We start from the raw sequence: 24,564 nt of genomic DNA on the forward strand, positions 1-24,564 counted from the left end.
CTTCCATGGACCGCAGCCAACTCAAAAAAATCCCATTATCTTCATGATAACGGGTCCGAGCGAAAAAGGAAATGATTTTTTGCCAAAAGCAGCCGGCTTTTACCACTCGACGTGCAGTGGAAAAAAGAGAGAGCCGGCTTGCTTTTTGATTTCACGTTCGCCATCCGGATCATAACTGACAAGCACCGACGTCGCCGGGCCGCCGGAGGAAAAGAGCGGAAGCGGGCATGCGCAGGCCCGCCCTTGGCGGCCGTTAGCGGCTAACAGCTGTGTCCATTCGTAATAAATACCTTTCGAGCCGATGGGAATCAATTCGTAAATGTATGGTGTGCGAAGAAGCGCGGCAAACAGCGGAAGCGGCGCAACCCATTCCGGATGCGAAAGCACGGCCGAGCCGACGAGAGGACGGCCGATGACGGCAAACTTCGCCTCTTCGGGCGTGATGCCGATTCGTTTCCGTTCGTTGGCCACCGTCCCGATGGCCGTCACGCCAAGCGCCGACTGCACGGTGGGAAAATTCGATTCCGTGCTGCCGGTGATCGGGAGATCGATCCCCAGCTCGCGGCACGTTCTCCTGACGCCGCGGCAAAGAGCTTCCCACCGGTCATCGGCGATGAAGTTTTGCAGCACGACGGCTTTCGCTTCCGCTCCGACGCTTACTAATTCCATTAAAGCGACGCGAGCGGCAAAATAAGCGACCACATCAGCCGGAGCAGATACCACGTCGCCCGGCTTGTCCCCGACCGCCGCCGAACCGTCGGCCGCAACGGCGAGCTCCATGCCGTCGGCAAACGGAAGGAAAAGCACATCACGCATGCGGCGCCTCCACCCCCGCTTTCGCCGCCAACCGGACGACGACCGGCATGATGGCCACCGCGATCAACACGTTGACCGCCGCGGCTGCCGAAAGCGGCGGAATGACGGCAAAAACAAACGGCCAGCTGAACGAAACGGCAAGCGGCAGCGGCGCCAAAAACGCATTGCCGATGAAAAAGACGACAGCGCTGCCGATCTTCCATCCCCGCTGATACAAAACGGAAAACAGCGCGCCAAGCCCAGCCATCTCCAACCCGACAAGCCAATGGAACGGGCCGAGCGGCCAACCGCCGACCAACGCCGAAACCAAGTGCCCCAACCCAGCGACCGCCGCTCCGGCGCGCGGACCAAGAACCCCGGCGGCGACAAGCGCCGGTGCGCTGTCCAAAGCGATGCTGCCGACAAACGTCGGCAGCTTGATGAACGATCCGATCGCCGAAAGCGCCAAACAAACGGCCGTCCAAGCCAAGCGGCGAGTCATTGTTTCTCCTCCTTGTCGCGGAACACAATCGCGCTCCGTTCATACTCGATGTCCTTCACCCCTAAACGCGCATTCACGACCCGGGCAGCGGCGAACAAATAATCGGACAGGCGGTTCATATATTTGAGCACAACATCGTTGATCGGCTCCGCTTTTTGCAAGGAAACGATGCACCGCTCCGCCCGTCTTGCCACCGTACGCGCCATATGGAGCGCCGCAGCCGCCTTGGAGCCGCCCGGCAAAATGAATTTTTGCAATGGCGGCGCTTCTTGCACGTGCGCATCAATGCGCTCTTCTAAAAATGTGACCATCGCCTCAGTCACCTTATACGGAAGCTTGCCGTTGACGATGGCCAGGTCGCCGCCGCAGTCAAACAGCTCGTGCTGGATTTTTTGCAGCTCAGCGCAAAGGTCGCGAAACCGTTCATCGCCGGCCAATAACGCAAGCGCCCATCCGATGAACGAATTCGCCTCGTCAATCGTTCCGTACGCCTCGACGCGCAAATGGTCTTTGTCCACGCGCCCGCCGACTAAACTCGTTTTTCCTTGGTCTCCTGTTCGCGTATACAATTTCACTTTTCCTCTCCCCCTTATTTCAATCGTTCCGCCAGTCCGCACCAAATGCGGTCGACGCGGCAGCACAAGGAAGCTAGTCGCTGGTAGCACATTCCCACGGCGTCGCGCCAGCGCCGCTCTTGTGGATCAACCGGAACAACGCCTTGCGTCACATCGGTGCCGATCCAGACGACTGTGCGGCCAGACACTGCCGCTTCCCACCGCTGCCAAGCGCGGAAATAGGATTCCCACTCGTCTGGGTCCGGACAAGGGCGGATGGCGGCTTCCAATCCGTCAAAGACGACCGTTTTTGCCGTTTCGATGCCATCCGGCGGCCTATACGGCTCCAAATAACCGTTATGCCATACAATATGAACCCCATCATTTATTCCATACCGTTCCCTCACCCATTTTCGTTTTCCTTGAAACGCACCGCCGATAACGAAATGCACCGCTCTCCCCCTTTCCAACGCTCGATCGTCGATTCCAACGTATATCCGCCGGCAAATGGCACCTCCCATTCCCAGAACGAACGGGCATCGGGCGCATACTGCTCGAGCAGGAGGCGAATCGGGCCGCCATGGGTGATGACAGCCACATGACGGGCGCCCGCCCGCTCAGCGAAAGCAATCGTCTCCGCAAGCGCCTGTTTGATGCGCGCTTGAAAGTCGGCATAACGCTCCCCGCCGGGCGGCGCCGCAGAAAAGGGCGACGCAAGCCATTGGCGGTAGGCGGGCTCCGCTTCCAGCTCAGCAAACGTTTTTCCTTCCCAAGCGCCAAAGTGAAGCTCGCGCCAGCGGCTGGTGCACCAATCTGCCCCGCGTCCGCCAAACAGCAAGGCGGCCGTTTCTCGACAGCGGTGAAGGTCGCTTGTGACCATGCAGTCGACCGGATACGGCCGTTCAAGCTGCAAACGGCACAACCGATTGCGCTCCGCGGCCGCAAGCGGCGCGTCCGTCCAGCCGATATACGCCCGACGTCGGTTTTGTTCCGTCATCCCATGACGGATGAGTGTAAGAGCCAAATGACGCCCCATAGCACCGTCTCTCCTCCTTCGATCAGCGCGCCGAGCACATCACCGGTGATGCCGCCAAACTGTTTTTCTGCCCACGGCTTTGCCGCCGCCGCCAAAACGACAGCCGCTGCAGCCAGCGCCGCCCCTGTTTGCACGGAAATGGCGGTGGATGCACAAAGAAGCGAAAGCAATACAAAAGCGAGTCCAAGCGCCCAAATGGCATCACGCCATGAACTATATTCGCGAAGCGATGCAGCCATTCCTGTCGGCTTTGCCAGCTTGCCGACGGAAAGAAGCCAGGCAGCCCCGGCCCGCGACAACAGCGGAACGGCGGCGAACAGCGCCGGCGGAACGCCTGTCTGGAGCGATTCGTACAGAAACAGCCAACGAAATGACAACAAACAAATAAGCGACAACACCGCAAACGCGCCGACGCGCGAATCGGACATGATCTCTTGCCGCCGCTTGACGTCGCGGTACGAAAAAAACGCGTCGCTCACATCCATAAAGCCGTCAGCGTGCATCCCCCCGGCCATCCAAATGCCAAGCCAAAGAAGAAGAAGCGCCCAAACAAGCGGCGAGCTGAATGAAAACGAGGAAAAGAGTGCATACACTCCGGCCGAAAGCGCCCCGATCAGCGCCCCCGCAAGCGGCATACAGCGCACGAGCCAGCGGACATGGGCGGCGTTCCATTCGATCGAGCGCCGAATCGGGATCGTGGTAAACAGCTGCAGCGCCAACAGCCATCCGTTCCATGCTTGCTTCATCCCGGCCACCGCCCTTTTTTCACGCGGAGAAGGCCGCATTCAACGACCGCGGCGGCCGCCGCTTCCGCGACCAACTGTTGGTGAAGCGAGCCAAGCGTTTTCATGTAGCGAAATGTGCCAGGATCATCCGGAACACCTCCGGCAAACAGCTCGTTCGATACAATCACGACCGCGCGGCAGGCGGCATCCCACGCCCGCACTCCGTCAAGCAAGCGGCGTGCGGTGGCCCGGTCGTCCTCTTCTGTTTTCCAATGTTCCCCGGAAAACAGTTCGTAAGCCAGCCAGGCCGTCAAGCAATCAAGCAGGACGACATCATCTGGGCGCAGGGAAGCGGCAATCTCCTGAGAAGAGAACGGGGCTTCCCACACTGTCCAATGCGCGGCCTGCGCCGCGCGCCGCTCTTGATGACGGCGGATGCGCGCTTCCATTTCTTCATCCATTGCCTGCGCGGTGGCGATATAGTGAAGCCGACCGCCGCGAGAAAGCCGGATGGCGCATGCTTCCGCCGCTTCACTTTTTCCGCTGCGCGCGGCGCCGCTGATAAACACCATCATCCGCTCCACCTCGCAAGCGCTTCAAGCAGCCGATCGTTTTCCACCTGCGTTTTGACCGCAAGCCGCACGTAACGTCCGTCCAGTCCAGGAAAATTCATTGTATGCCGCGGGACGATTCCTTGCTGCAATAAATAGAAAAACAAATCCTCTGTCCGTCCGGAGAGCGGACGCAGCAAGTAAAAATTGACCACCGACGGCGAGACGGCATACCGGCCGGCCGGCAGCGACCGAAACACGCGCTCCCGCTCGGCGGCGATCCGTTCTTTCGTCCACTTGACAAACGATTCCATCGCCATGAAACGAAGCGCCAATTGTTGGGCGATGCAGTTTGTGCTCCATGGCGGCTGATGCGTTTTCAGCGAAGCGATCACCGCCTCGTCGGCAGCGACATAACCAAGGCGCGCGCCGGCCAGATGATGGATTTTCGTCAACGATCGAAGCACAATGAGGCGCGGATAGCGATCCAGCCACCGCATGGCTGTAAATCCGCCGCGCCAAAACGGATAGAACGCCTCATCCACCACGATATACGTCCCCGCTTGGTCCGCTGCAGCGACGAGCGAGCGGAGATCACGCTCCGGCATCACGGTTCCGGTCGGATTGTTCGGATGACAGAAAAAAACCGCGTCGCATTCCGCTGCCCATACCGCCGCTTGGTCAATGTCGTACGAAAAACCGCGGTTTTCCTCTGCCAGCAAAGACTTGACTTCGCATCCGTAAGCAAGGCAGGCGCGCCGATACTCGGAAAACGTCGGCTCCAAGATGCCGACGCGCCGGCCGGCAAGCAGCGCGGCCAACAAATAAATCGCCTCCGCTGCCCCGTTCGTCACCAGCACTTGTCCGGGTCGAATCTGCTCCTGCTTGGCAACGAGCTCCCTGAGCGCCTTCGCTTCCGAATCCGGATACTCACCGGCCCAGCGAATCCATTCCTCGCCGCTCGGCCAAGCCGACGGCGGCAGTCGATATGGGTTCGTATTGACGCTGAAATCAATGTATTCGTTCGGAGGGGCCAATCCGCATTGCTCATACAACGCGCGCGGATTCGCCCCATGCGCCGGCCAACGCAACGATCATCCCCCCGATCCATAGCAGCAATAACGTAAAGGCGAGCACCGTTCTGATCATGATGCCGACCGCCTGGCGAATATGAACCGAGCGCAGCGGAACATCGGGATCGCCGAGTGTCGGCCGCTCAGAGACGACGCCGCCATATGTATTCGTCCCGCCCAGCTGCACCCCAAGCAATCCAGCCATCGCCGCCTCGGGCCAGCCGCTGTTCGGGCTTGGGTGGCGGCGGGCATCGCGAAACAATATCGACAGCGCCAAACGAAGGCGGCGGCCGCCGCAGACCAACACCATCACGAGCGCCGTCATCCGCGCCGGAATGTAGTTGAGCGCATCGTCCAGCCGGGCGGCCGCCCAGCCAAATTCGCGATACGTTTCATTTTTATAGCCGAGCATCGAATCGCACGTGTTCACTGCCCGGTACAGCATGGCAAGCGGCGCGCCGCCCAAGGCTGCGTAAAAGAGCGGAGCCGTGATGCCGTCGCTCGTATTTTCCGCCACCGTTTCGACGCAGGCGCGGGTGATGCCGGCCTCATCGAGCCGCTCGGTGTCGCGGCCAACGATCATCGACAGCGCCCGCCGCGCCTCGGGAAGATCTCCCGCTTCAAGCGGCCGGCGCACATCCTCAGCCGCTTCAGCGAGGCTTTTGGTCGCAATGGTGGTGAAAATGAGCGCCGCCTCGATCGCCACCCCCACGTATACGGACAGCGCGTAGCCCACATAAACGACCAACGCCGATACCCCGTAAACAGCGGCCAACACGACCGCCACGGCCGCCGCCCCTTTCGCCCGCCGCTTTGTTCCTTGATTCCAGCGGCGGTCAAGCCACGCAATCAGCGTTCCCATCCCGCGTACAGGGTGCGGCAGCCAGCGCGGGTCGCCAAGCAGCGCATCCAACAGCAAAGCCAACGTCATTGCCAGCAAATGCGTCATCGCCGCCCCCTCCGCCGCTTGTAGCGGTCAAGCGCCTCGATCGTCGCTTCATACACGAGCCGACCGATCGCGCGCCCGAGTTCCGTCGCCGTTCCGGCATAGGCAAACGTCCGCCCGGTTTGCGTCGCCGCCACGGCGAGCGAATCGGTCGACGTGCCGGTGGCAAGCGTCCTTGTTTCCGGGTCGCAAACGGAACGATCGGCGAGCGCTTTTACCTTCGCTTCCGTCGCCGTCATCATCGCCTGGACAAACGCCGCTTCCGTCAGCACTCCGTCAATGACAATCACCATATTGATCGTTCCCGGCCTTGCCGCAAGCGGCTTATGCTGCCACGCCCGAGCGGCATCAACCGCATTGCCGACGCCAGCGGTCGCCATGACCGCCACCGAAAACGCTTCCCCTTCTTTCTGAAGCCAAACGGCATCACGGACATCAACCGCCGTCATCATGCCGATCGTTCGTTCCGGCGAAAACCCGTGCTGCTCCAAATAGCGGCGCATGTCTCCTTCCGCATCGCCGCAATCGTAATCCAACCCGACTTGGCGGTTGACAAAATGGGTCGCCCATTGAAACCCAGCGCCGATCAATGCCGAGGACAGGACGCGAAGCGGCTGGCAGGAGGCCAGAACAGCGGCGTCATCAAGAAAGGACAAACGCAGCCCGCCGGCCGACGATTCTTCTTGTTTCCCTTTCGGCACGAACGAAAACATCGGCTTTGCCGCCGCCGGATGAGCCAGACGCACAATCGGCGCGGCAAACACTTCCTCAAGCAGCGCCGGCGTCATCACATCTGTCGGCGTTCCAAGCGCCGCTGTTTTTCCTTCTTTTAACACAAGCACCCGGTCGCAATATAAGCTAGCGACGTTCATATCGTGAAAGACGGCGACGACCGTCAAATCGCGGGAGCGGGCAGCTTCCGCGAGCCGGTCCAAAAGCCGGACTTGGCCGCTCACATCCATATGGTTCGTCGGCTCATCCAGCAAGAGCAACTGCGGCTTTTGGGCAAGCGCCCGCGCCAAATAGGCGCGCTGCCGCTCGCCGCCGCTTAGCCGCTCAAGCGGCTCATCGATTTTGTCAGCCAAGCCGACCGCACGAAGCGCTTCTTGAACCGCCGCTTCATCCTCTTTTGTCCACGTCGGAAACAAGCCGCGCTGATGGGCGTAGCGGCCGAGCGCCACCGTTTCTCTCACCGTATAGCCGGCCGCCGCCTCCGCTGTCTGCGGCAGGACGGCGGCAAACCGCGCCCATTGCTTCGCAGACAGCGCCAAAAGCGGCTGGCCATGAATCTTGATCTCACCGCTGGCAAGCGGAAGCTCTTTGCAAATGAGTTTCAGCAGCGTCGTTTTTCCGCTGCCGTTCGGCCCGACGATGCCAAAAAGCTCCCCTTTTTCCACGGAAAACGTCACACGATCAAGCACTTGCTTTGGTCCATACCGATGCGATACGGCCCGCACCTCGAGCATCATCATCCCATCTTTCGCTTCATTTTTCGGAAAAACAAGACGGCAAATAGCGGGGCGCCGATCAGCGCAGTGATGACGCCGATCGGCAGTTCGCGCGGTTCGATGATCGTCCGCGCCGCCACATCGGCAAGCACAAGAAACGCCCCGCCATACAAGAGCGACAGCGGCAAAAGCCCCCGGTAGTTTGGCCCGCACACAAGCCGAACCATATGCGGAACAACGAGCCCAACAAAACCGATCGTCCCGGACACCGACACCGCCGCGCCGGTGAGCAGCGCCGCCGCCGTCAAAATGATGACTTTTCGGCGCGTAACATCAACGCCGACATGAAGCGCCGCCGCCTCGCCAAAAGCAAACGCGTTCAACTCGCGGCCGTTGGCGAGAAGCACCGCCGCGCCGATGAGAAAAAACGGCAACAAAAGCCCGCTGTATTTCCAGCCGCGCATCGCGACGCTTCCCATCAGCCATGAGATGATTTGCCGCAATTCTTCCCCGGTCAAAGCGATCATCAGTGAAATGAACGCGCTGAAAAACGCGCCGAAGATAATGCCGGCTAAAATGATCGTCTCAACCGACAGCTGCGGCTCAACCGCGCGAGTGAACGCCAAAACGGCGACAAGCGTCGCCATGCCGCATAAAATGCTCACGATCGGCAGCGTGAACGTGCCAAAGAGCGGCCATTGCCAGCCGAGAAAGATGACGAGCACCGCCCCGACCGAGGCGCCGGACGAGACGCCGAGCGTGTACGGATCGGCGAGCGCATTTTTCAGCAACCCTTGGAACGCCGCGCCAGCCAGTGCCAATGACGCCCCGACCAAAAAAGCGAGCACGACGCGCGGCAAGCGGATCGCCATCACGATCGGCACCCAATCGGCCGGAATGTCAGACGGAAGCGGCATACCAAACCATTCGGACGCAAGAATGCGAACAATAGAAGAAAAGGGAATCGACAGCGATCCTGTCGATATCCCTACGAGCAACGATAACATGGCCGCCGTGACGGCCAATATATACATCCACGTTTTACTTGAACACATCCGGGTAAATGGCTTTGGCAAGTTCCTCGACCCCTTCGACAAGGCGCGGACCCGGGCGGCTTACTAAGTCGGTGTTGACGTCATACACCCGCTTGTTTTTCACCGCCGGCACGTCTTTCCAAGCGGCGCGCGCAAACACTTGCTTCGCTCCGCCGTATGTCGTGATGATAACGTCCGGCTTATAGGCCACTGCTTTTTCTTCCGTCACCATCGGCCAGCCTTCCAAGCTGCCGGCGACGTTTTTCGCTGAAATCACTTGAAGCATCTCATCCATAAACGTCCCTTTGCCGGCCGTATACAGCTGCGGCGGCGGCGACACTTCAATCCAGACGTTCGCTTGTTTGTCCGCCGGGATTTGTTTCGCTTTTTCTTGAATTTGCGCAAGCTTCTCTTTCATATCCTTAATCACTTGCTTCGCTTTGTCTGTCGTCCCGGTCGCTTTGCCGATCAATTCGATGGACGCATACACATCGTCGAACGACTTCGCGTCATTCACGACAAGCACGGTGATGCCGGCGTCTTTCAATTGCTTGAGGCCATCGCGCGAGTTATGGGCGCTTGACGCGTGGGCCAAGACAAGATCCGGTTTGAGCGAAATGATTTTCTCGACGTTGAATTCCATGCCGCCGATTTTCGTTTTCGTTTTGACGTCTTCCGGATAATTGTCAAAATCGCTGACGCCGACGATCTTATCGCCCAACCCCAACGCATAGGCGATTTCCGTATTGCTTGGGATGAGCGAGACGATCTTTTTCGGTTCCGCTTTGATCGTGACATCCTCGCCAAGCCCGTCTTTCACCGTCACCGGAAACGCCGCTTGTTCCGTTTTCGGTTCTTCTTTTTTCGCAGGCTCGGTGCTGCCATTCGCCCCGCCGCAGCCGACGAGCACGGCGGCCAAAAGGAAGAACACCGCCACCACCGCCGGCCATGTCCAACGTTTCATCCGTCATTCCCCCTTCAGTGATGTATGTACAATAAAAAACGCCCATTCCGCCTAAATCTGGGAATGAGCGCGAAACAGACCGCCAATGGGCACAACAATGCCCTGTACGACTGTTTCCGCGTCTCACCCCCCGAAGATTCGGAAACTGCGGCAAGCAAGGCAGGTCTACTGGCTCATGCTTCATCCTACTCTGAAGCCTTCCCGTACGGAAAACAGCGCAAGCCATCTGTCCGTACAGTGGCGATTTCATTTCGTCCGCATTGACAGTTGCGGGGACAGCTCCGGATTCCCACCGGATTCCCTATTAAGCCTTTTCGGCACCTTGCTGCGAATTGATGAATTTGTCGGATATGGACATTTTTATAATAATGCAGCGTTTAGCATTTGACAACTATGAATTTACAGCAGGTTGGAGGGAAGTCGTCACCTTCCCACTCTTGCAGACAATCGAGATGGATTCATAACCCATGTTTCATACGGAACAGAGCATTCCCTTTTCATCGCATCGAGCACCCGCGATTTCAAATGCGGCCATGTCACATATTCATCAATATTCGACTCATCGATCAACACAAACTTCGCCTTTTGAATTTCCTCAGGCTGGGGAGAAACGTTTCCTTTCACATATGTCGCTTTAAATACAATGTTTATGATATTTTTAGTTTCATTGTAATACACGCCGCTGACCCCGATGAGACGGATGTCAACGCCAGTCTCTTCATACACCTCGCGATGAACGGCCCGATCGAGCGGCTCGCCTGGTTCAACTTGTCCGCCCGGCATTTCCCACGTATCGGAGCGGTCATAGCTTTTAACAAGCAAAACCTCTCCCGTGTCATTCGTAATATAGGCTGAAACGGTGATAATGGCTTGTTGGTGTTTATCCATCAAGCTCTCCTCCTACATCGCGGAATGATCCTAGCCCTCTCCTGCAGAAAAAAAGCGGCTGCCCCATCTATACTGCCATCTTGAAAAAAATAAGGAAAGATACCTCGCCTCTGGCACGGCGTCTTTCCCCGATACAACCTTCATCTCGTCACTGTTGAATATATTTGTCAAACACAAAGCCGAAATCCTTCACCGTATAGTTCTTTTTCGCTTCCGTCAGCCAGCGAAAAGCGTATTCATTCACGGCCTGAAAATCCGCCGACACATTGGCGCCGTCGCCGCGCATGTTGGCAAACACCTTCGTTGCCAGTTCCAGACTCCGCTCAGCATAGTGGAATTTCATTTCGTTTTCATGGCAAATCTCCGCGATCGCCAGCAGCGATTTATACAAATCTTTCAATTCCTCAATATGCTTTTTATGCACATCAATGGAGTAGGAATGCGGTCCAATTTTAAATTTAATTTCCGCATCCAAATCGACCGTCCCGGCCGTTTCGAGCGATACGTCGGAAATCGGATGCTTGTAGTAATCGTAGCGGCGCAGCGTCCGTTTTTTGCTCGCGGCGCTCGTGCCGTCCAGATGAATGAGCGCGCGGTTTGTGAAGCAATATTCATCGGATTTCGACTTGATGAGAAAATAGATTTTTTCTCCATCCTCGTGCATCACATAATCATCGGCATCCACTTTGTCGTAGTCTTTCGGCTGAATGACCGAGCCGATGTCGCTTAGCCCAAGCACATCGGCGGCGACTTTTCCAAACATGCTCATGTTCCTCCGGCTCCTTCCACGTTTTATCGGCGCCCACCTATTGGCGGATGAACGGCGTTTTGCCTTAACAAGGCGCCGTACCCTCATTCTGTAATACGTCGCGATCGAAAAAATGTTTCATCGTCGGCAAAAAACGAAAGACCCAACGCCTTTTATGACGGCGTCAGGCCTTACAAGCAACTACAGTTCCCCGCTTAGACGGGAGTCTTTGTTCGTGAGTCGCAAAAAGACCAGATAAACGAGTCCAATCGCGATCCAAATCAATCCTAGCTTTTTGCTGAGCGGGTCCAGGTTCATCCATACATAGCCGATGATAACAAAACCGATGAGCGGAAACAAGAGATGATTGATATAATCGTTACTCTTTTGTTTGCGCAAGAAATAGTTCATCACTGATACATGCAAAAAGAGGAAAGCCGTCAGGGCGCCAAAGTTGACAAGCGAAGCGAGTTTATCAATTTGTGAGGCGAACACCGTCGTGACAATGAGCGAAATCACAGCGACAAGCAATGTGCTGACGTATGGCGTTTGAAATTTCGGATGCACTTTAGCCAGCACACTGGGCAGTTTACGGTCGCGACCCATGCTGTACAAAATGCGGGAGATGGCTGCCTGGGCGACGAGCGCGTTCGCGATCCCCCATGAAAGCGCAGTGGCGATGATCGTTGTCCATTTCAGCCATGGTCCTCCTGCCAGCTCCGCAATCTGATAAAACGCCACATCTGCGTTTTTAAACGTCGTATAATCAGGCCAAATGAGAGCGGCGACCCATGTTTGCACGATGAAAAGCGCACCGACAACGAGCAAAGCGAAAATGATCGCTTTGCCGATCGATGATTTCCCGTCCCTTGTTTCCTCAGCCAGCGTCGACACCGCATCAAAACCAAGGAAGCTCAAGACGGCCACCGACACCGCCCCCATCACCGTCTCCGCGCTGAAATGATTAGGATCGTACAGCGGTTTGAACGTAAACTGCGCTCCATTGACACCTTTTATAATCGCAATAATTCCTGTGATCACAAACACTGCAAGGACGATGAGCTCTAAAACAACAATCACTTTGTTCGCTTTGGCCGTCATCTCGATTCCGAGAATATTAATGATCGTATTCATGGCAATAAACAGAACGAGCCACACGTAAATCGGCACTTGCGGCACAATATCGGCTAAGGCAGCAGCGCTGACCAAATAGAGAAGAGCCGGAACGAAAATGTAATCAAGCAAAATGACCCAGCCTGCCATAAAACCGACATATTCATTCATTCCCCGCTGGGCGTAAGAATACACGGAACCAGCGATTGGAAACGCTTCGGCCATTCTGGCGTAGCTCAAGGCGGTGAAAATCATCCCCACCATTCCGATTAAGTATGCTAAGGCGACCATCCCTTTTGACCCTTGCGCTACATACCCGTAAATGCCGAAAGGAGCGATCGGCACCATGAACACCATTCCGTAAATCAACAAATCAACAAATGTGAGCGACCGTTTTAATTCCTGTTTATAACCAAGCGACTCGACCGATGTGTTCGTTTCAAGTTGCGCCATCGCCGTTCCCTCCTCAATCCTCAAACAGGCGGATGCCATACGCTTCAAGCACAAATCGCGGTACAAAGAAACGCGCCGTGACGAGCGGGTCAACGACTTGGCTGATTTGTGTCTGACCGACAGCGCTAAGCACCATCGTCAAATGGTTCAGCGTCAACGGAGTGTGCGGCAACAGCAAATTAACCATTTCCTCAACCGACTGTTTGACCGCCTCATCCAACGTTTTGGCCGAGACGATCGTCGCAATGCCATCATCGTTTTGCAACAGTGGATGGTTGAGCGAATATCCTTTCATCACCCGGACGGTGACCGTCACTTCCCCCGAAATTTCGATACCAGACACGCCGATTTCGCCGTCCCCCATCGCCGCATGCAAATCGCCTAATGCGAACAACGCCCCTTTGACAAAAACCGGGAAGTAAACGGTTGCCCCTGTTGTAATGAGCTTTGTATCCATATTGCCGCCATGCGGCCCGGGCGTCCCGCACGACACATCCTCACCGCTCGGCGCTACCCCGATGACGCCAATCATTGGATTTAATGGAATAGAAAGATGCTCGTCAAATACGGCCCGGTTTTCTTCTACTGGAATCATTTTTGCCTCAAACTGCGGAATCCGGTCTCCAAGCACCCCGAGCCCTGGGCCGACAGCCATGACCCCCTGTCCTTTGAGGCGAATCTGTTCAATTTTTACCGCTAAAATGTCACCGGGTTCCGCCCCTTCAATATAGATCGGTCCGGTCGCCGGATTGATATGATTCCAATCGATCGAGTCAAACGGCGTTTCGCTTGAAGTAATTTGATTTTGGAAACAGTCATACGTTTCGATGACAAACGTTTCCCCTGACTGGACTGTTCGAACCGGTTGGTGGTTTTTGCTAAATGCATAAATGGCCGTTGTGCATGGAACAAATGACATGTCCGCTTTCCTCCCTTTCGTTTTTGTCTCATTATAACAGGGAGCAAACAAACTGTTTTGCATTTTTTTGATTCATTTTTGTTACTTCTTTATTTTTTGAATTAATTGATAAATCTGAGTAAACAAGAAACCGCCAATCCCATTCCATGCTATGGCCTCCAGCACATTATGGCGCATTCCCCATCGCCAGGCGATAGCAAACAAACATACCCATCCGATCATGCCTATAACCCCCATCGGTTTCTCTCCTGTCCGTAAAGCAGCCAACCCAAAACACGAGGAGGCAAGCAAGGCGGTCGAAAACATGACCATCCGCATCGGAAGAAGAGGAGCAATAAAAAAGAGGGCTAGTACAAGCAAAAAAGAGATGACATATGTCCATGAGAGATGCCTGCTCCACCTGTGCCAAAAAATTTGCACAACGGAATGCAAGGAAAGGGATAAGCTGAGTGACAACGCCGCCAGCAAGGCAATAGTAAGCGGCCAAGCAATCAAGACAGAAGAATGAAGCAGCCACCGTTTCAGTATGGCGGCAGTCGAAGCGGCCGCCGCATACGGGACGCATAAGGCTGCGACGGCCAACGGAAGCGGAGCAAGGCAAAACGCGGCCATAGAAAACGTCAGCGCAACGCGTTCTTTTTTCAATATTGATGCAATATCCCATACATACTCGTCGGCCAACCATTGTCCGGCAGCCGCCGCCAGCACAGCCCAAAACAACACGAACAACGAAACCATGTTCACATCGAGGGAAGCTGGGACAGTGCGTACAATCATCTCATATTGCCGCGCCACACCACCCGTTAGATAATAGGCAAACGGAACCATTCCCATCACTATATAAACAATGTATAGCAGAACCGTTCCGATTTTCCGCATCCCCAACCAACCGGCGAGCACGGTAAACACGTACACATAGACGAACCAAATGAATAAAAAAGTCGGAGAAAAACGAAAGAGTTGCTGCAACAAATAGGCACATAACACGACAACGGTAAGCAGCCGGCCGATCGAAAGAAGGCGAACAAAAAACCGAAAGAAAAACAAAGCCCGCGCCGTAAAACAGCAGTCCGGCCAGCGATCCCCTTCCTCTGTTAGGGAACGATAGCGTACGGCCGCTGCTGAACGCCAAAGCACAAAAACGGCGGCCCACACCGCCATAGCCGTCACCACCCCCGCCGCCACCCCACCATGAATAAAAGCATAACATCCAAACAACAGCAGCTCACCGGATGCGAAACGCAGTAACAGGGCATTGACCCCCTTGCTTAATCCAAGCGCCTCCGCTCCGATAAAACTGCAGCGACCAATATGCGGCACAGCAGCAAGCAGCAGTACGCATGCCATGAATAAAAGCATATACCAGTCCATTATCCATTGGTCTCCTTATACTTCGTAGGCGGGATGCCGACATATTTTCGAAACAAATGACTGAAATGATGTTGACTAGAAAATCCTGTCTCCTCAGCAATGCGTGCCATGGACCAATCCGGCTTTTTGGTCAACAGCTCTTTCGCCTTTTCAATCCGATATCGATTGACGTAATCCTTAAAATGGATGCCGATCTCCTCAACAAACAGCCTGCTCAAATAGGCTGGATGTACATGCACGGCAGCGGCTACCTCGGTTAAGCTGATTTTTTGTGCATAATGACAGTGCACATATTCGAGCGCCGCGCGGATGAGCGGGGACGAGACAAGCGCTTCCGGATGCTTTTGTTCAAATTTCGACAACGCTTGATCAAACTCGCTCTCGATGAGCGGCTTCACCAAGTAGTCGAGCACTTCAAGCTGAATCGCCCGTTTGGCATAAGCAAAATCTTGGTAGGCTGTGATAATGATCAAGGCAAGATCGGGCTGTTTTTGTTTGAGCTCATAGGCCAAATCCAACCCGGACTGTCCAGGAAGGTGGATATCGATCAGCGCCAGCCGGAAGCGATGGGATGCGGCCAACCGTTTCGCCTCTGCGGCATCCTCCGCCGGCCATACTTCCCAATGCGGATATTTCCGCTTCACCAAATACGTGAGTTGTTCCAATTCCAAATATTCATCATCGACAATCAGCACCTTCATCGTTTATCCCTCATCCCCTGGAACATACGGCCAAACGACAAGCGCCTCTGTCCACCCGCGCTCATCTTTTTGCAACACAAGCTGAGTTGGCAAATCAAACAAAAGAGCAAACCGCTTGCGCAAATTATCCAAGCCGACACCTCCATTCGCGATGGATAACTCCTTCCCTTCATTGCCATTATCGCAGACGCGCAAATATACCCAGTTGCCTTGGCGTCGAAAATCGATCGCCAAACATTTTTCACCCGCTTTTTTCTCAAGGCCATGTTTGAATGCGTTTTCCACCAGCGTTTGCAACGTATAAGAAGGAATGAGCGCACGCTCTCCATCCGGATCCATTTGCACCGACACCGACAGCCGTGAACCGAAGCGAAGCTGCTGCACCGCTAGATAGTTGCTTGTATGCGCCCATTCTTGTTTGAACGGAATAAGCGGCTGTTTCGTCTCATAGCTATCACGCAAAAACAGCGCAAAATGCTCCATTCCCCGAATCATTTCTTCATTTTTTCCTAAGCGCGCCAAGGATAAGAAAGCGTTCAACGCATTGAAAAAGAAATGCGGTCGGATTTGTTGATGGAGTTGCATATACTTGCTTTCTTGAAGTTCTTTTTCCAATCGAAGGCGCGCATGTTCCAACTGCCAATAATCCACTTCTTTTTCCGCTACTCCCAACAGCGCCAACACTGTCAACGATACAAGCGGCAACAATACGCTGAAAATGAGAATGAGATGAAATAATGGCTCGGCAATCATCATATTCTCCCCGCCACTCGCAATGCTTTCCCATTTGTTTTTTCATTTTATCACAAATTTGTTCTTTCATTTGATCACAAAATAAACAGTGGCGGCGGTACAAGGCAACCGTTTCCCACATCCGCAAACTTATTTTTCCATCATCTTGGCTCCCATCCTATCCTCCCCCGGCAAAAAAACGCCCCAAAAGCGAATGCTTTTGGGACCGACTGATCATATTCCACTTTATCTCAACGGCGATCTTGCCATGCGAATATACGTATGGCGTCTGCCGCGAATGGTGATCGAATACGCCATAATATTCTCTGGAACAGCGATGCCATGATAGCCAGCGTCGCCGATATGATGTAGATCCGCCCCAGCCATTTTGCTTGCAAGCGCGATTTGACGAATCGTACTCTCGTCAGCTCCTTCTTGGCTTGTGCCGATCGTCAGCATCGCAAGCGCCCCATGTTCATGCGCCACCTGAACAAGCTTCTCTGTCTTGTCTAATGTCACCCCCGGCACCGTTCCAGGAGCCGGCATCAAAACGACATCCGCACCAGCGTGAATGAAACGCACCACCACTTCTTCCGATACGATCCCGCTTCCCGCTTCATCGGCAACGCCTGCCGCGTGCATTTTCCCAGCCATCACGAGAGCGTCCTCGCCTAAAATGGACCGCGCCGTTTCGATGGCTTTCACAATCTCATCATTCGTCACGCCTGTTTTCGGGTTTCCGGTTAGGCAAACAAAATCAAATCCTAGCTGTTTTGCTTGTTGCAGCGACTCGGCCGTTGCCATTCTCCCTTTTGGCAGCGCCGCAAGCTCCTCAAGCTGCTTTGCATTTGGGTCAACCGGCTCCAAATTGACGCCAACCGGGCGCCCTGTCAACTGCTTTAACCGTTCCACCATTTGATTCGGTTCGTTCGTGTCCAACCCGTTCACAACCGGCCGGAACACATCGAACCAATTCAACAACAGCAAATCCGCCCCAAACGCCGTGGCCAGTTCGGCGTTGGTGACCGCCGGATACAGCGGCGCGAATTCCCCGACGACTTCCGCGACGATCACCCTGCCTTCTGACGCTTGAATCGATTGTTTTAACTGTTTTCCTGTCATCCGACGAAAATCGGAGGCGTTGCAATCCAACAGCCGCTTCACCGGAGCTCCCCCTTTCTGGCGTCCCTTAAAAGAACGGCTTCGTTGTTCCTTATTTTCTCATAGCGTTGGCCAGAAATTCGACATCCGTGCCAACGACCACTTGCAAATCCGTTTGGTTGAGGCGAAGCACACCTTTCGCTCCCAAACGTTTCAATTCTGCTTCGTTGACTTTTGACATGTCTTTCACTTTTAGGCGCAAGCGTGTGACACAATTGTCAATTTGTGCGAGATTATCTTTTCCTCCCAACGCCTCGATATATTTTGCAGCAAGGTCCTCGTATTTGACGCCCGACTGCGCCGCACCGCTGTCGGTAAACTCGCCCTCTACCTCCTCTTCACGCCCCGGCGTTTTCAAATCGAGCTTCGTAATGAGGAAATAGAAGACGACGAAATAGACGACAGCATATACAAGACCTTGAACAATCAACAAATACGGTTTTTTCGCAATGCCGTAGTTTAAGAAAAAGTCAATCGCCCCGGCCGAGAACGTAAACCCGTGGTGGATGTCAAGCATTGTCGCCACTGCGAGCGACAAGCCGGTCAACACGGCATGGACAACGTAGAGCAATGGCGATAAAAACATGAATAGAAACTCAATTGGCTCCGTAATCCCGGTTAAAAACGACGTCAACGCCACGCCAAGGAGCGCGCCGGCGACCGCTTTGCGACGCTCTTTTTTCGCCGCCGCGATCATCGCCAGCGCTGCCGCGGGCAGGCCAAACATCATGATCGGGAAGAAGCCGGCCATAAAAATGCCCGCATCCGGGTCGCCGGCGAAAAAGCGACTTAAATCGCCCGTTTTTCCGTTATACTCGCCAAACACAAACCAGACGAAGCTGTTTAACACATGGTGCAATCCGACTGGAATGAGCAACCGGTTGAGGAACCCGAAAATGCCGACGCCAACCGCCCCGGCGCCAACGATCCAATGGCCGACCGCGTTGATGCCATCTTGAATCGGCGGCCATACATAGCCAAAAATCAAGGCAAGCACGAGCATGACAAGCGATGTCACGATCGGCACAAACCGCCGTCCGCCGAAGAAGCCTAGCCAGTCGGGCAACTTGATATCATGGTAACGGTTGTATAAAAGCCCGGCGATCACTCCGGAGATGATGCCGCCTAATACGGACATATTGATGTCCTTATCAATCGCGGCGGCCCCTTTTGTCAAGACAAAGTAGCCGATCGCCCCAGCAAGCGCCGCCGCGCCGTTGCCGTCTTTCGAAAAACCGATGGCCACGCCGATGGCGAAAATGAGCGCTAAATTGGAAAACACTGCATCGCCTGCGGCGGCGATAAACGGAATATTCAATAAATCAGGCTGACCGAGCCGAAGCAACAATCCTGCCGCCGGCAAAACGGCAATCGGCAGCATTAATGCTTTTCCAAGCCGCTGTAAAAAGCCTAACATCATGATCCTCCCCTTTTCATCTCAATCATAAATTTGTACCGGTCGCCGCGGTACACCGATTTGACGACTTCCATCGGCCGGCCGTCATCAAGGTATGTGCGGCGCTCAAGCAGCAACACCGGAGCCCCTTCTTTCATCTTCAGATGCTCCGCCTCCACCTTGCGGGCGACAGATGCTTCCAATGTTTGAACAGCGGAGCCGATGATCATCCCTTTTTCTTTTTCGATAAATTCATAGACGGAACCGCTTACAACATCACGCGTCAGTCCGGGGACGAGATTGACCGGAATGTACAGCGTCTCCAACGCCATCGGCAAGCCGTCGGCCAACCGAAGGCGGCGGACTTCGTAAAGGTCATCGCCTTCCGTGACGCCAAGCCCTTCAGCGAGCTTCTGAGAAGCCGGAACCGTCTCAAAGCCAAGGACGATCGTGCCGGGCTCCATGCCGCGCGCCCGCATATCTTCGGAAAAGCTCGTCAGCCCTTTGAGCGGCTGCTCGATTTTTTGGGCGGCGACAAATGTTCCTTTCCCGCGCCGGCGGATGAGATAGCCATCGTTCACTAAATTGTTGACCGCCTGCCGAACGGTCATCCGGCTGATGTCATACATTTCCGCCAACTCGCGCTCAGACGGGATCATTTCGCCCGGCTGCCACTCCCCTTTTTCGATCTTTTCTTTCATATATTGCTCGAGCTGATAGTAAATCGGAATCGGCGACTGTTTATCGATCATGGCGCATCCACCCACCGCTTTTCCTTTGGGATGAGCGAGAGCGCCTCTCGGTCGGCGATGATCGTCACGTCCGGATGAAGGTGAAGCGCTGAAGCCGGCAAGTCCGGTGTGACAACGCCTTCGAGAAGCCGGGCCATGGCCTCCGCTTTTTCCTCCCCTGACGCCAACAGCACGATGCGGCGGCTGCGCAAAATGGTCGCAATCCCCATCGTAATGGCATAGCGCGGCACGTCATCAAGCGATGGGAAAAAGCGGGCGTTCGCTTCCCGTGTCAGCTCGGTCAGCTCGACGACGTGGGTGGCTGTCGAAAACGGCGTCCCTGGCTCGTTGAACCCGATATGGCCGTTGCGGCCGATGCCCAAGAGTTGCAAATCGATGCCGCCCAATTCATCGATGAGCCGCTCGTAACGGCGGCATTCTTCGTCAAGATCAGCGGCCAAGCCATCCGGCACATGCGTCTGATGAAGCGGGATGTCCAATTGGGCAAACAAATGCTGATTCATATAATAGCGATAGCTGTTCGGATGATCCGGGCCAAGGCCTACGTATTCATCCAAATTGACCGTGCGCACGAGCCGATACGATGTCCCATGCTGCCGATGATCGGCGGCCAATTCGCGGTACACACCGAGCACGGTCGAGCCGGTCGCCAAGCCGAGAACGGCGTTCGGCTTTTCCTTGACTTGTTTGATGATGATGTCCGCCGCCTGACGGCTCATCTCTGCGTAGTCAGCAGCTTTCAAAAGCTTCATGGCCATCGCTCTCCACTCCTTTCATCCGGCTTGCGATAGGCAAGGGCGCCGCGGCAAAACGTCATCATGACTTCATATCGTTCATTCAAAACGACGACATCGGCGTCTTTGCCGGGCCGCAAGCTGCCTTTCCGATCAAGCAAGCCAAGCTGTTTCGCCGGATTCCAGCTCGCCATGCGGATCACCTCTTCAAGCGTGCAGCCAGTATAATCGAGCACACGGCGGATGGCCTCGCCAAGCTTGAGCACGCTTCCCGCCAGCGTGCCGTCGGCAAGCCGCGCCTCTTGGCCCCGAACAGTCACCTCTTGGCCGCCAAGTTCATACCGCCCATCACCTAGACATTTCGCCCGCATGGCATCGGTGATTAATATGAGCCCATCGCTTCCTTTATTCCGGTAAGCGAAGCGGACCATCGGCGGCGCAACGTGCAACCCGTCGGCGATCAGCTCGCACATCACTTCTTCAAACATAAGCACAGCACCGGCGACACCCGGTTCACGGTGATGGATGCCGCGCATCCCATTGAACAGGTGGGTCGCATGCGTCACCCCTGCATGGACCGCCGCTTTTACTTCGTCGTAAACGGCATCGGAATGGCCGATCGAAGCGATCACACCCGTCTGTTTCAAGTAGGCGGCAAGTTCCAGCCCCCCGTTCCGCTCTGGGGCAAGCGTGACAAGGCGGATATGGCCGCCCGCCGCCTTTTGCCAGTGCTGGAACAGTGAGATGTCCGGATCGGCGAGATGGCGCGGGTGCTGCGCTCCGGCGCGCTTCGGCGACAAAAACGGTCCTTCCAGATGAACACCGAGCACTTCGGCGGCTCCCGGCCTGTTCGCCTCCGCCATATAGCGAGCGACGTTGCGAAGCGCGGCTTCGATTTGTTCGCTTGGCGCTGTCATCGTCGTCGCCAAAAAGCTCGTCGTCCCTTCCGCCGGCAAGGCGTTGGCCATCTTGTAAAGCGCCTCCGGGGTCGCATCCATGACATCCGCCCCAGCCGCCCCATGAATATGGACGTCGATGAATCCCGGCACGATGGAAAACCGTGAGGAAAGATCGATCACTTCCGCCCCTGCATCAGTTGGGCACGACGACATCGGCCCGATCGCGGCCACTTTTTCCCCTTCGATCAGCACATACCCTTGTTCAATGTTTCCTGTTTCTGCATACACCGCGGCATTTTTCAATATCCACCGCTTCATCGCGATTCCCCACTTTCTGTCTCTCATTATAACATTATATATTCTAGTTGTCTATACCACTAAAACAAATCCGTCAACCAGTTCGCTTCAGCATGAAAGAAGCAGGGAAGCCGTGGCTTCCCCGCTCTTCCAAACGGCGCTACGCTCCTTTCGGTCCGCGGGCCGGCAAATAAAACGAAAACGTCGTTCCTTCGTTCAGTTTGCTGTGAACGGTAATGAGCCCTTTATGCGCTTCGACGATGTTTTTGGCGATGGCAAGGCCTAACCCGGTGCCGGAACGGCTGCGCGTGCGCGCTTTATCGGCTTTGTAAAACCGTTCAAACACAAACGGCAAATCCTCTTCGGGAATGCCGGAGCCAGAGTCTTGGACATGGATCGTCACGCCGTCGCCGCTTGGTTCGATGATGAGGCGAACTGTGCCGCCCGATTCCGTATGGCGGATGGCGTTGTCAATTAAGTTCGTCAGCACTTGTTCGATCCGATCCGGATCGAGAGCGATTTCAATGTCCCGATCGCGAAACTCGGCTGTCAGCTCAATCTGCTTTTCTTTCGCCAGCCCGTAAAACTTGCGGATCACCCGCTCGATGTAAGGAACAAGCTTGACTTGTTCGTACTCTAGCTCGATATGGCCAGCTTCCATGCGCGCCAAGTCAAGCAAATCGTTAACAAGGCGGCCCATGCGCAGCGACTCGTCATAAATGACTTTCGCCATCTCTTTCTTCTCTTCTTCGCTCGCCGCGATATCGTCGATGATCGCCTCGCTGTAGCCTTGGAGCATGGCAATCGGCGTGCGCAATTCGTGCGAAACGTTGGCGATAAAGTCTTTGCGCAGCTTGTCAAGCCGCCGCTCTTCGGTCATGTCGCGCAAAACAGCCACCGCGCCGCGCACCATCGTTTTGCCGTACAGCGGCGTCATTAAAATGACCCACGTCCGCCCCTGCAGCGTCACTTCGGTCGATTGCTCCTTCTCCTCGCGAACGACGCGGGCGAACAGCTCTTTCACTTGCGGCGGCAACGGCGCCATCGCTTCCGCGTCGTTCCCTTGCTCAAAATACCACGCCTGCAAAAACCGCTCAGCCGGCGGGTTCGTAATCAAAATTTCCCCGTCGCGGTTAAACGTAATGACGCCATCGGCCATGCTGCTTAAAATGCTGGCGAGCTGTTCCTTTTCCTGGTTTAAGGCGTTGATGTTAAACTGCAGACGCCGTCCCATTTGGTTGAACGCCATCGCCAGCCCACCGATCTCATCGTTCGTTAAAATCGGCACTTTCATATCGAAATGGCCCCGCGCCATTTCGAACGCGGCTTGCCGCATTTTCCGGAGCGGAGCGGTGATGCGCGTCGACAAGAAAAAGGCAAAAAACGTCGTCATGACAATGGCGATAAACGCGGCGAGAAAAATTAACTCTTTCGTCCGCTCCGTCGCGTCGGCGATCGCCTCGAGCGACTGATAGACAAACACAGCTCCTCGGCTGCCATCCGGCATCGACATCGGCACGCCGACAATGATCATATCACGGGGCAGCTTTTCTTTTGGATGCCGCTCCGGCATATACAAACGCTTTTTCACCGTTTTCCCATCTGTCAGCACACGCCGCAAGTCCCGATCTTGGCGGATCGACGACAGCGGCATATTGTCCAAACCAGCATCGCCAGGCGAATACCAATAGTGCGACTCATCGGCGACGATGACGGCTTTCGTTCGATTGTCCACAAGCGTCCAAGCGATCGAGCGGGCAAGCTGCTCGTCGCGGTGATCGTGCATCACCTCGGCCACTTTTGTCGCCAGGCGGGTCAAGTCGTTTTCCGCTTCCTGCACATAATAATCTTCCAAAAATTTAATAAGCAAAATGCTTAAAATAAACAGCACGCACGAAACGAGCAACAAAATCGTAAACCATAGCTTGCCGACGACGCTGCGAAACAGCCACATCAGTCGTTCACTGCCTCAAACTTGTAGCCGACGCCCCAGACGGTGACGATCATTTTTCCCGCCTGCGGCGACGCTTTATTCAACTTTTCGCGCAACCGTTTAATGTGGGTGTCGACCGTGCGCAAGTCGCCGAAAAACTCGTAATGCCATACTTCCTTCAACAGCTGTTCGCGGTCGAACACTTTGTCGGGCGAGCGGGCCAAAAAGAGAAGCAGCTCATATTCTTTCGGCGTTAAGCTGACTTCCTTGCCGTCGACCGTCACCCGGTGGGCATCGTTGTCAATCGTCAAATGCGGAAACACAAGCACGTCTTTCGCCGTCGTCTCCACCGGCGCGTAGGCGGCGTTCGCCGCGCGGCGCAACAGCGCTTTTACGCGCAGCACGACTTCGCGCGGACTGAACGGCTTGACGATGTAATCATCCGTGCCGACTTCAAACCCTTGCACGCGGTTGGATTCTTCGCCTTTTGCCGTCAACATCATAATCGGCGTCGTTTTTTGCGCGCGGATTTCTTTGCACACCTCAATTCCATCTTTGCCCGGCAGCATCAGATCGAGCAAAATGACGTCATAATCATTCGTCAACGCCTTCTCCAACGCTTCATTGCCGTCGCCGGCCTCATCGATCACATAGTTTTCCCGCTCCAAATACATTTTCAAGAGCCGCCGGATGCGCTCTTCATCGTCAACCACTAAAATACGGATGGTTTTTTCTTGTTTTTCCAATGCTTTGCACCCTCCCATCATCAATGGAAACACTCCCTATTTTCTAGTTTACCGAAAAACCGGATGCTCGCCAACAGAGCATCCGGTTGTTTT

26 protein-coding genes and 1 riboswitch are annotated in these 24,564 nt (G+C 55.1%); all 26 genes read right to left on the reverse strand.

The genetic code is table 11. The features are described 5' to 3' along the window. Window positions 1-99: 99 nt before the first annotated feature. Window positions 100-816: an AIR synthase related protein gene (locus GYMC52_RS11325; RefSeq protein WP_012820727.1), complete on the reverse strand. Its 717-nt coding sequence runs from the start codon at window positions 814-816 to the stop codon at window positions 100-102. After that, complete coding sequence (locus GYMC52_RS11330) at window positions 809-1,297, reverse strand: ECF transporter S component (protein WP_012820726.1); 489 nt, start codon at window positions 1,295-1,297, stop codon at window positions 809-811. The genes GYMC52_RS11325 and GYMC52_RS11330 overlap by 8 nt, the downstream gene beginning before the upstream one ends. Next, window positions 1,294-1,872 (reverse strand): cob(I)yrinic acid a,c-diamide adenosyltransferase, encoded by a 579-nt coding sequence (locus GYMC52_RS11335; RefSeq protein WP_011231740.1) that lies wholly within the window; start codon window positions 1,870-1,872, stop codon window positions 1,294-1,296. The genes GYMC52_RS11330 and GYMC52_RS11335 overlap by 4 nt, the downstream gene beginning before the upstream one ends. A gap of 14 nt (window positions 1,873-1,886) precedes the next feature. Beyond that, window positions 1,887-2,303 (reverse strand): bifunctional adenosylcobinamide kinase/adenosylcobinamide-phosphate guanylyltransferase, encoded by a 417-nt coding sequence (locus GYMC52_RS11340; RefSeq protein ID WP_012820725.1) that lies wholly within the window; start codon window positions 2,301-2,303, stop codon window positions 1,887-1,889. After that, on the reverse strand, window positions 2,255-2,887 hold the full coding sequence (locus tag GYMC52_RS11345; protein WP_012820724.1) for a histidine phosphatase family protein: 633 nt from the start codon (window positions 2,885-2,887) through the stop codon (window positions 2,255-2,257). The genes GYMC52_RS11340 and GYMC52_RS11345 overlap by 49 nt, the downstream gene beginning before the upstream one ends. Beyond that, a complete protein-coding gene (locus GYMC52_RS11350; RefSeq protein ID WP_012820723.1) occupies window positions 2,845-3,633 on the reverse strand; it encodes an adenosylcobinamide-GDP ribazoletransferase in 789 nt (262 codons plus the stop codon). Before GYMC52_RS11350 ends, GYMC52_RS11345 begins: the two co-directional genes overlap by 43 nt. Then, on the reverse strand, window positions 3,630-4,187 hold the full coding sequence (locus tag GYMC52_RS11355; protein WP_012820722.1) for a bifunctional adenosylcobinamide kinase/adenosylcobinamide-phosphate guanylyltransferase: 558 nt from the start codon (window positions 4,185-4,187) through the stop codon (window positions 3,630-3,632). The genes GYMC52_RS11350 and GYMC52_RS11355 overlap by 4 nt, the downstream gene beginning before the upstream one ends. Beyond that, window positions 4,184-5,254 carry a threonine-phosphate decarboxylase CobD gene (cobD, locus tag GYMC52_RS11360; RefSeq protein WP_012820721.1) on the reverse strand — a complete coding sequence of 357 codons (1,071 nt, stop codon included), beginning with the start codon at window positions 5,252-5,254 and terminating at the stop codon, window positions 4,184-4,186. Before cobD ends, GYMC52_RS11355 begins: the two co-directional genes overlap by 4 nt. Continuing rightward, window positions 5,211-6,185, reverse strand: coding sequence for an adenosylcobinamide-phosphate synthase CbiB (gene cbiB / locus GYMC52_RS11365; RefSeq protein ID WP_012820720.1), 975 nt, complete (start codon window positions 6,183-6,185; stop codon window positions 5,211-5,213). Before cbiB ends, cobD begins: the two co-directional genes overlap by 44 nt. After that, on the reverse strand, window positions 6,182-7,654 hold the full coding sequence (locus tag GYMC52_RS11370) for an adenosylcobinamide amidohydrolase (RefSeq protein ID WP_012820719.1): 1,473 nt from the start codon (window positions 7,652-7,654) through the stop codon (window positions 6,182-6,184). Before GYMC52_RS11370 ends, cbiB begins: the two co-directional genes overlap by 4 nt. After that, window positions 7,651-8,685 (reverse strand): FecCD family ABC transporter permease, encoded by a 1,035-nt coding sequence (locus tag GYMC52_RS11375; protein WP_012820718.1) that lies wholly within the window; start codon window positions 8,683-8,685, stop codon window positions 7,651-7,653. Before GYMC52_RS11375 ends, GYMC52_RS11370 begins: the two co-directional genes overlap by 4 nt. Next, the gene (locus tag GYMC52_RS11380) at window positions 8,672-9,628 is read right to left on the reverse strand and encodes an ABC transporter substrate-binding protein (RefSeq protein ID WP_012820717.1); all 957 of its coding nucleotides are present in this window, start codon (window positions 9,626-9,628) and stop codon (window positions 8,672-8,674) included. Before GYMC52_RS11380 ends, GYMC52_RS11375 begins: the two co-directional genes overlap by 14 nt. 141 nt (window positions 9,629-9,769) lie before the next feature. Beyond that, a riboswitch (cobalamin riboswitch) is annotated at window positions 9,770-9,968 on the reverse strand. An 83-nt stretch (window positions 9,969-10,051) separates the two neighbouring features. Next, a complete protein-coding gene (locus GYMC52_RS11385) occupies window positions 10,052-10,519 on the reverse strand; it encodes an NUDIX hydrolase (RefSeq protein WP_369769992.1) in 468 nt (155 codons plus the stop codon). A 145-nt stretch (window positions 10,520-10,664) separates the two neighbouring features. Further along, complete coding sequence (locus GYMC52_RS11390) at window positions 10,665-11,279, reverse strand: PH domain-containing protein (protein WP_012820715.1); 615 nt, start codon at window positions 11,277-11,279, stop codon at window positions 10,665-10,667. Between the two features lie 186 nt (window positions 11,280-11,465). After that, complete coding sequence (locus GYMC52_RS11395; RefSeq protein WP_012820714.1) at window positions 11,466-12,830, reverse strand: APC family permease; 1,365 nt, start codon at window positions 12,828-12,830, stop codon at window positions 11,466-11,468. Between the two features lie 13 nt (window positions 12,831-12,843). Beyond that, window positions 12,844-13,749, reverse strand: a complete 906-nt coding sequence (locus GYMC52_RS11400; RefSeq protein WP_012820713.1) for an acetamidase/formamidase family protein — start codon at window positions 13,747-13,749, stop codon at window positions 12,844-12,846. 81 nt (window positions 13,750-13,830) lie between these two features. Continuing rightward, the gene (locus tag GYMC52_RS11405) at window positions 13,831-15,120 is read right to left on the reverse strand and encodes a hypothetical protein (protein ID WP_012820712.1); all 1,290 of its coding nucleotides are present in this window, start codon (window positions 15,118-15,120) and stop codon (window positions 13,831-13,833) included. After that, entirely contained in the window at window positions 15,120-15,821 is a 702-nt protein-coding gene (locus GYMC52_RS11410) for a response regulator transcription factor (protein WP_011231754.1), read from the reverse strand. The genes GYMC52_RS11405 and GYMC52_RS11410 overlap by 1 nt, the downstream gene beginning before the upstream one ends. A 3-nt stretch (window positions 15,822-15,824) precedes the next feature. Next, window positions 15,825-16,577, reverse strand: coding sequence for a sensor histidine kinase (locus GYMC52_RS11415; RefSeq protein ID WP_011231755.1), 753 nt, complete (start codon window positions 16,575-16,577; stop codon window positions 15,825-15,827). A 222-nt stretch (window positions 16,578-16,799) separates the two neighbouring features. Beyond that, window positions 16,800-17,717, reverse strand: a complete 918-nt coding sequence (locus GYMC52_RS11420) for a PEP phosphonomutase (protein WP_012820710.1) — start codon at window positions 17,715-17,717, stop codon at window positions 16,800-16,802. 49 nt (window positions 17,718-17,766) lie between these two features. Then, window positions 17,767-19,131 carry an N-acetylglucosamine-specific PTS transporter subunit IIBC gene (gene nagE, locus GYMC52_RS11425; RefSeq protein ID WP_012820709.1) on the reverse strand — a complete coding sequence of 455 codons (1,365 nt, stop codon included), beginning with the start codon at window positions 19,129-19,131 and terminating at the stop codon, window positions 17,767-17,769. After that, the gene (locus GYMC52_RS11430; protein WP_012820708.1) at window positions 19,131-19,862 is read right to left on the reverse strand and encodes a GntR family transcriptional regulator; all 732 of its coding nucleotides are present in this window, start codon (window positions 19,860-19,862) and stop codon (window positions 19,131-19,133) included. The genes nagE and GYMC52_RS11430 overlap by 1 nt, the downstream gene beginning before the upstream one ends. Further along, entirely contained in the window at window positions 19,859-20,620 is a 762-nt protein-coding gene (gene nagB, locus GYMC52_RS11435) for a glucosamine-6-phosphate deaminase (RefSeq protein WP_012820707.1), read from the reverse strand. The genes GYMC52_RS11430 and nagB overlap by 4 nt, the downstream gene beginning before the upstream one ends. Beyond that, window positions 20,611-21,813 (reverse strand): N-acetylglucosamine-6-phosphate deacetylase, encoded by a 1,203-nt coding sequence (gene nagA / locus GYMC52_RS11440; RefSeq protein WP_012820706.1) that lies wholly within the window; start codon window positions 21,811-21,813, stop codon window positions 20,611-20,613. The genes nagB and nagA overlap by 10 nt, the downstream gene beginning before the upstream one ends. Window positions 21,814-21,952: 139 nt before the next feature. Further along, window positions 21,953-23,746: an ATP-binding protein gene (locus GYMC52_RS11445; protein WP_012820705.1), complete on the reverse strand. Its 1,794-nt coding sequence runs from the start codon at window positions 23,744-23,746 to the stop codon at window positions 21,953-21,955. After that, window positions 23,746-24,492 carry a response regulator transcription factor gene (locus GYMC52_RS11450; protein WP_041469231.1) on the reverse strand — a complete coding sequence of 249 codons (747 nt, stop codon included), beginning with the start codon at window positions 24,490-24,492 and terminating at the stop codon, window positions 23,746-23,748. The genes GYMC52_RS11445 and GYMC52_RS11450 overlap by 1 nt, the downstream gene beginning before the upstream one ends. Between the last annotated feature and the right edge of the window lie 72 nt (window positions 24,493-24,564).

Origin of the sequence: Geobacillus sp. Y412MC52, from assembly GCF_000174795.2 — a bacterium.
In the GTDB taxonomy this organism is placed as follows: Bacteria; Bacillota; Bacilli; order Bacillales; family Anoxybacillaceae; genus Geobacillus; species Geobacillus thermoleovorans.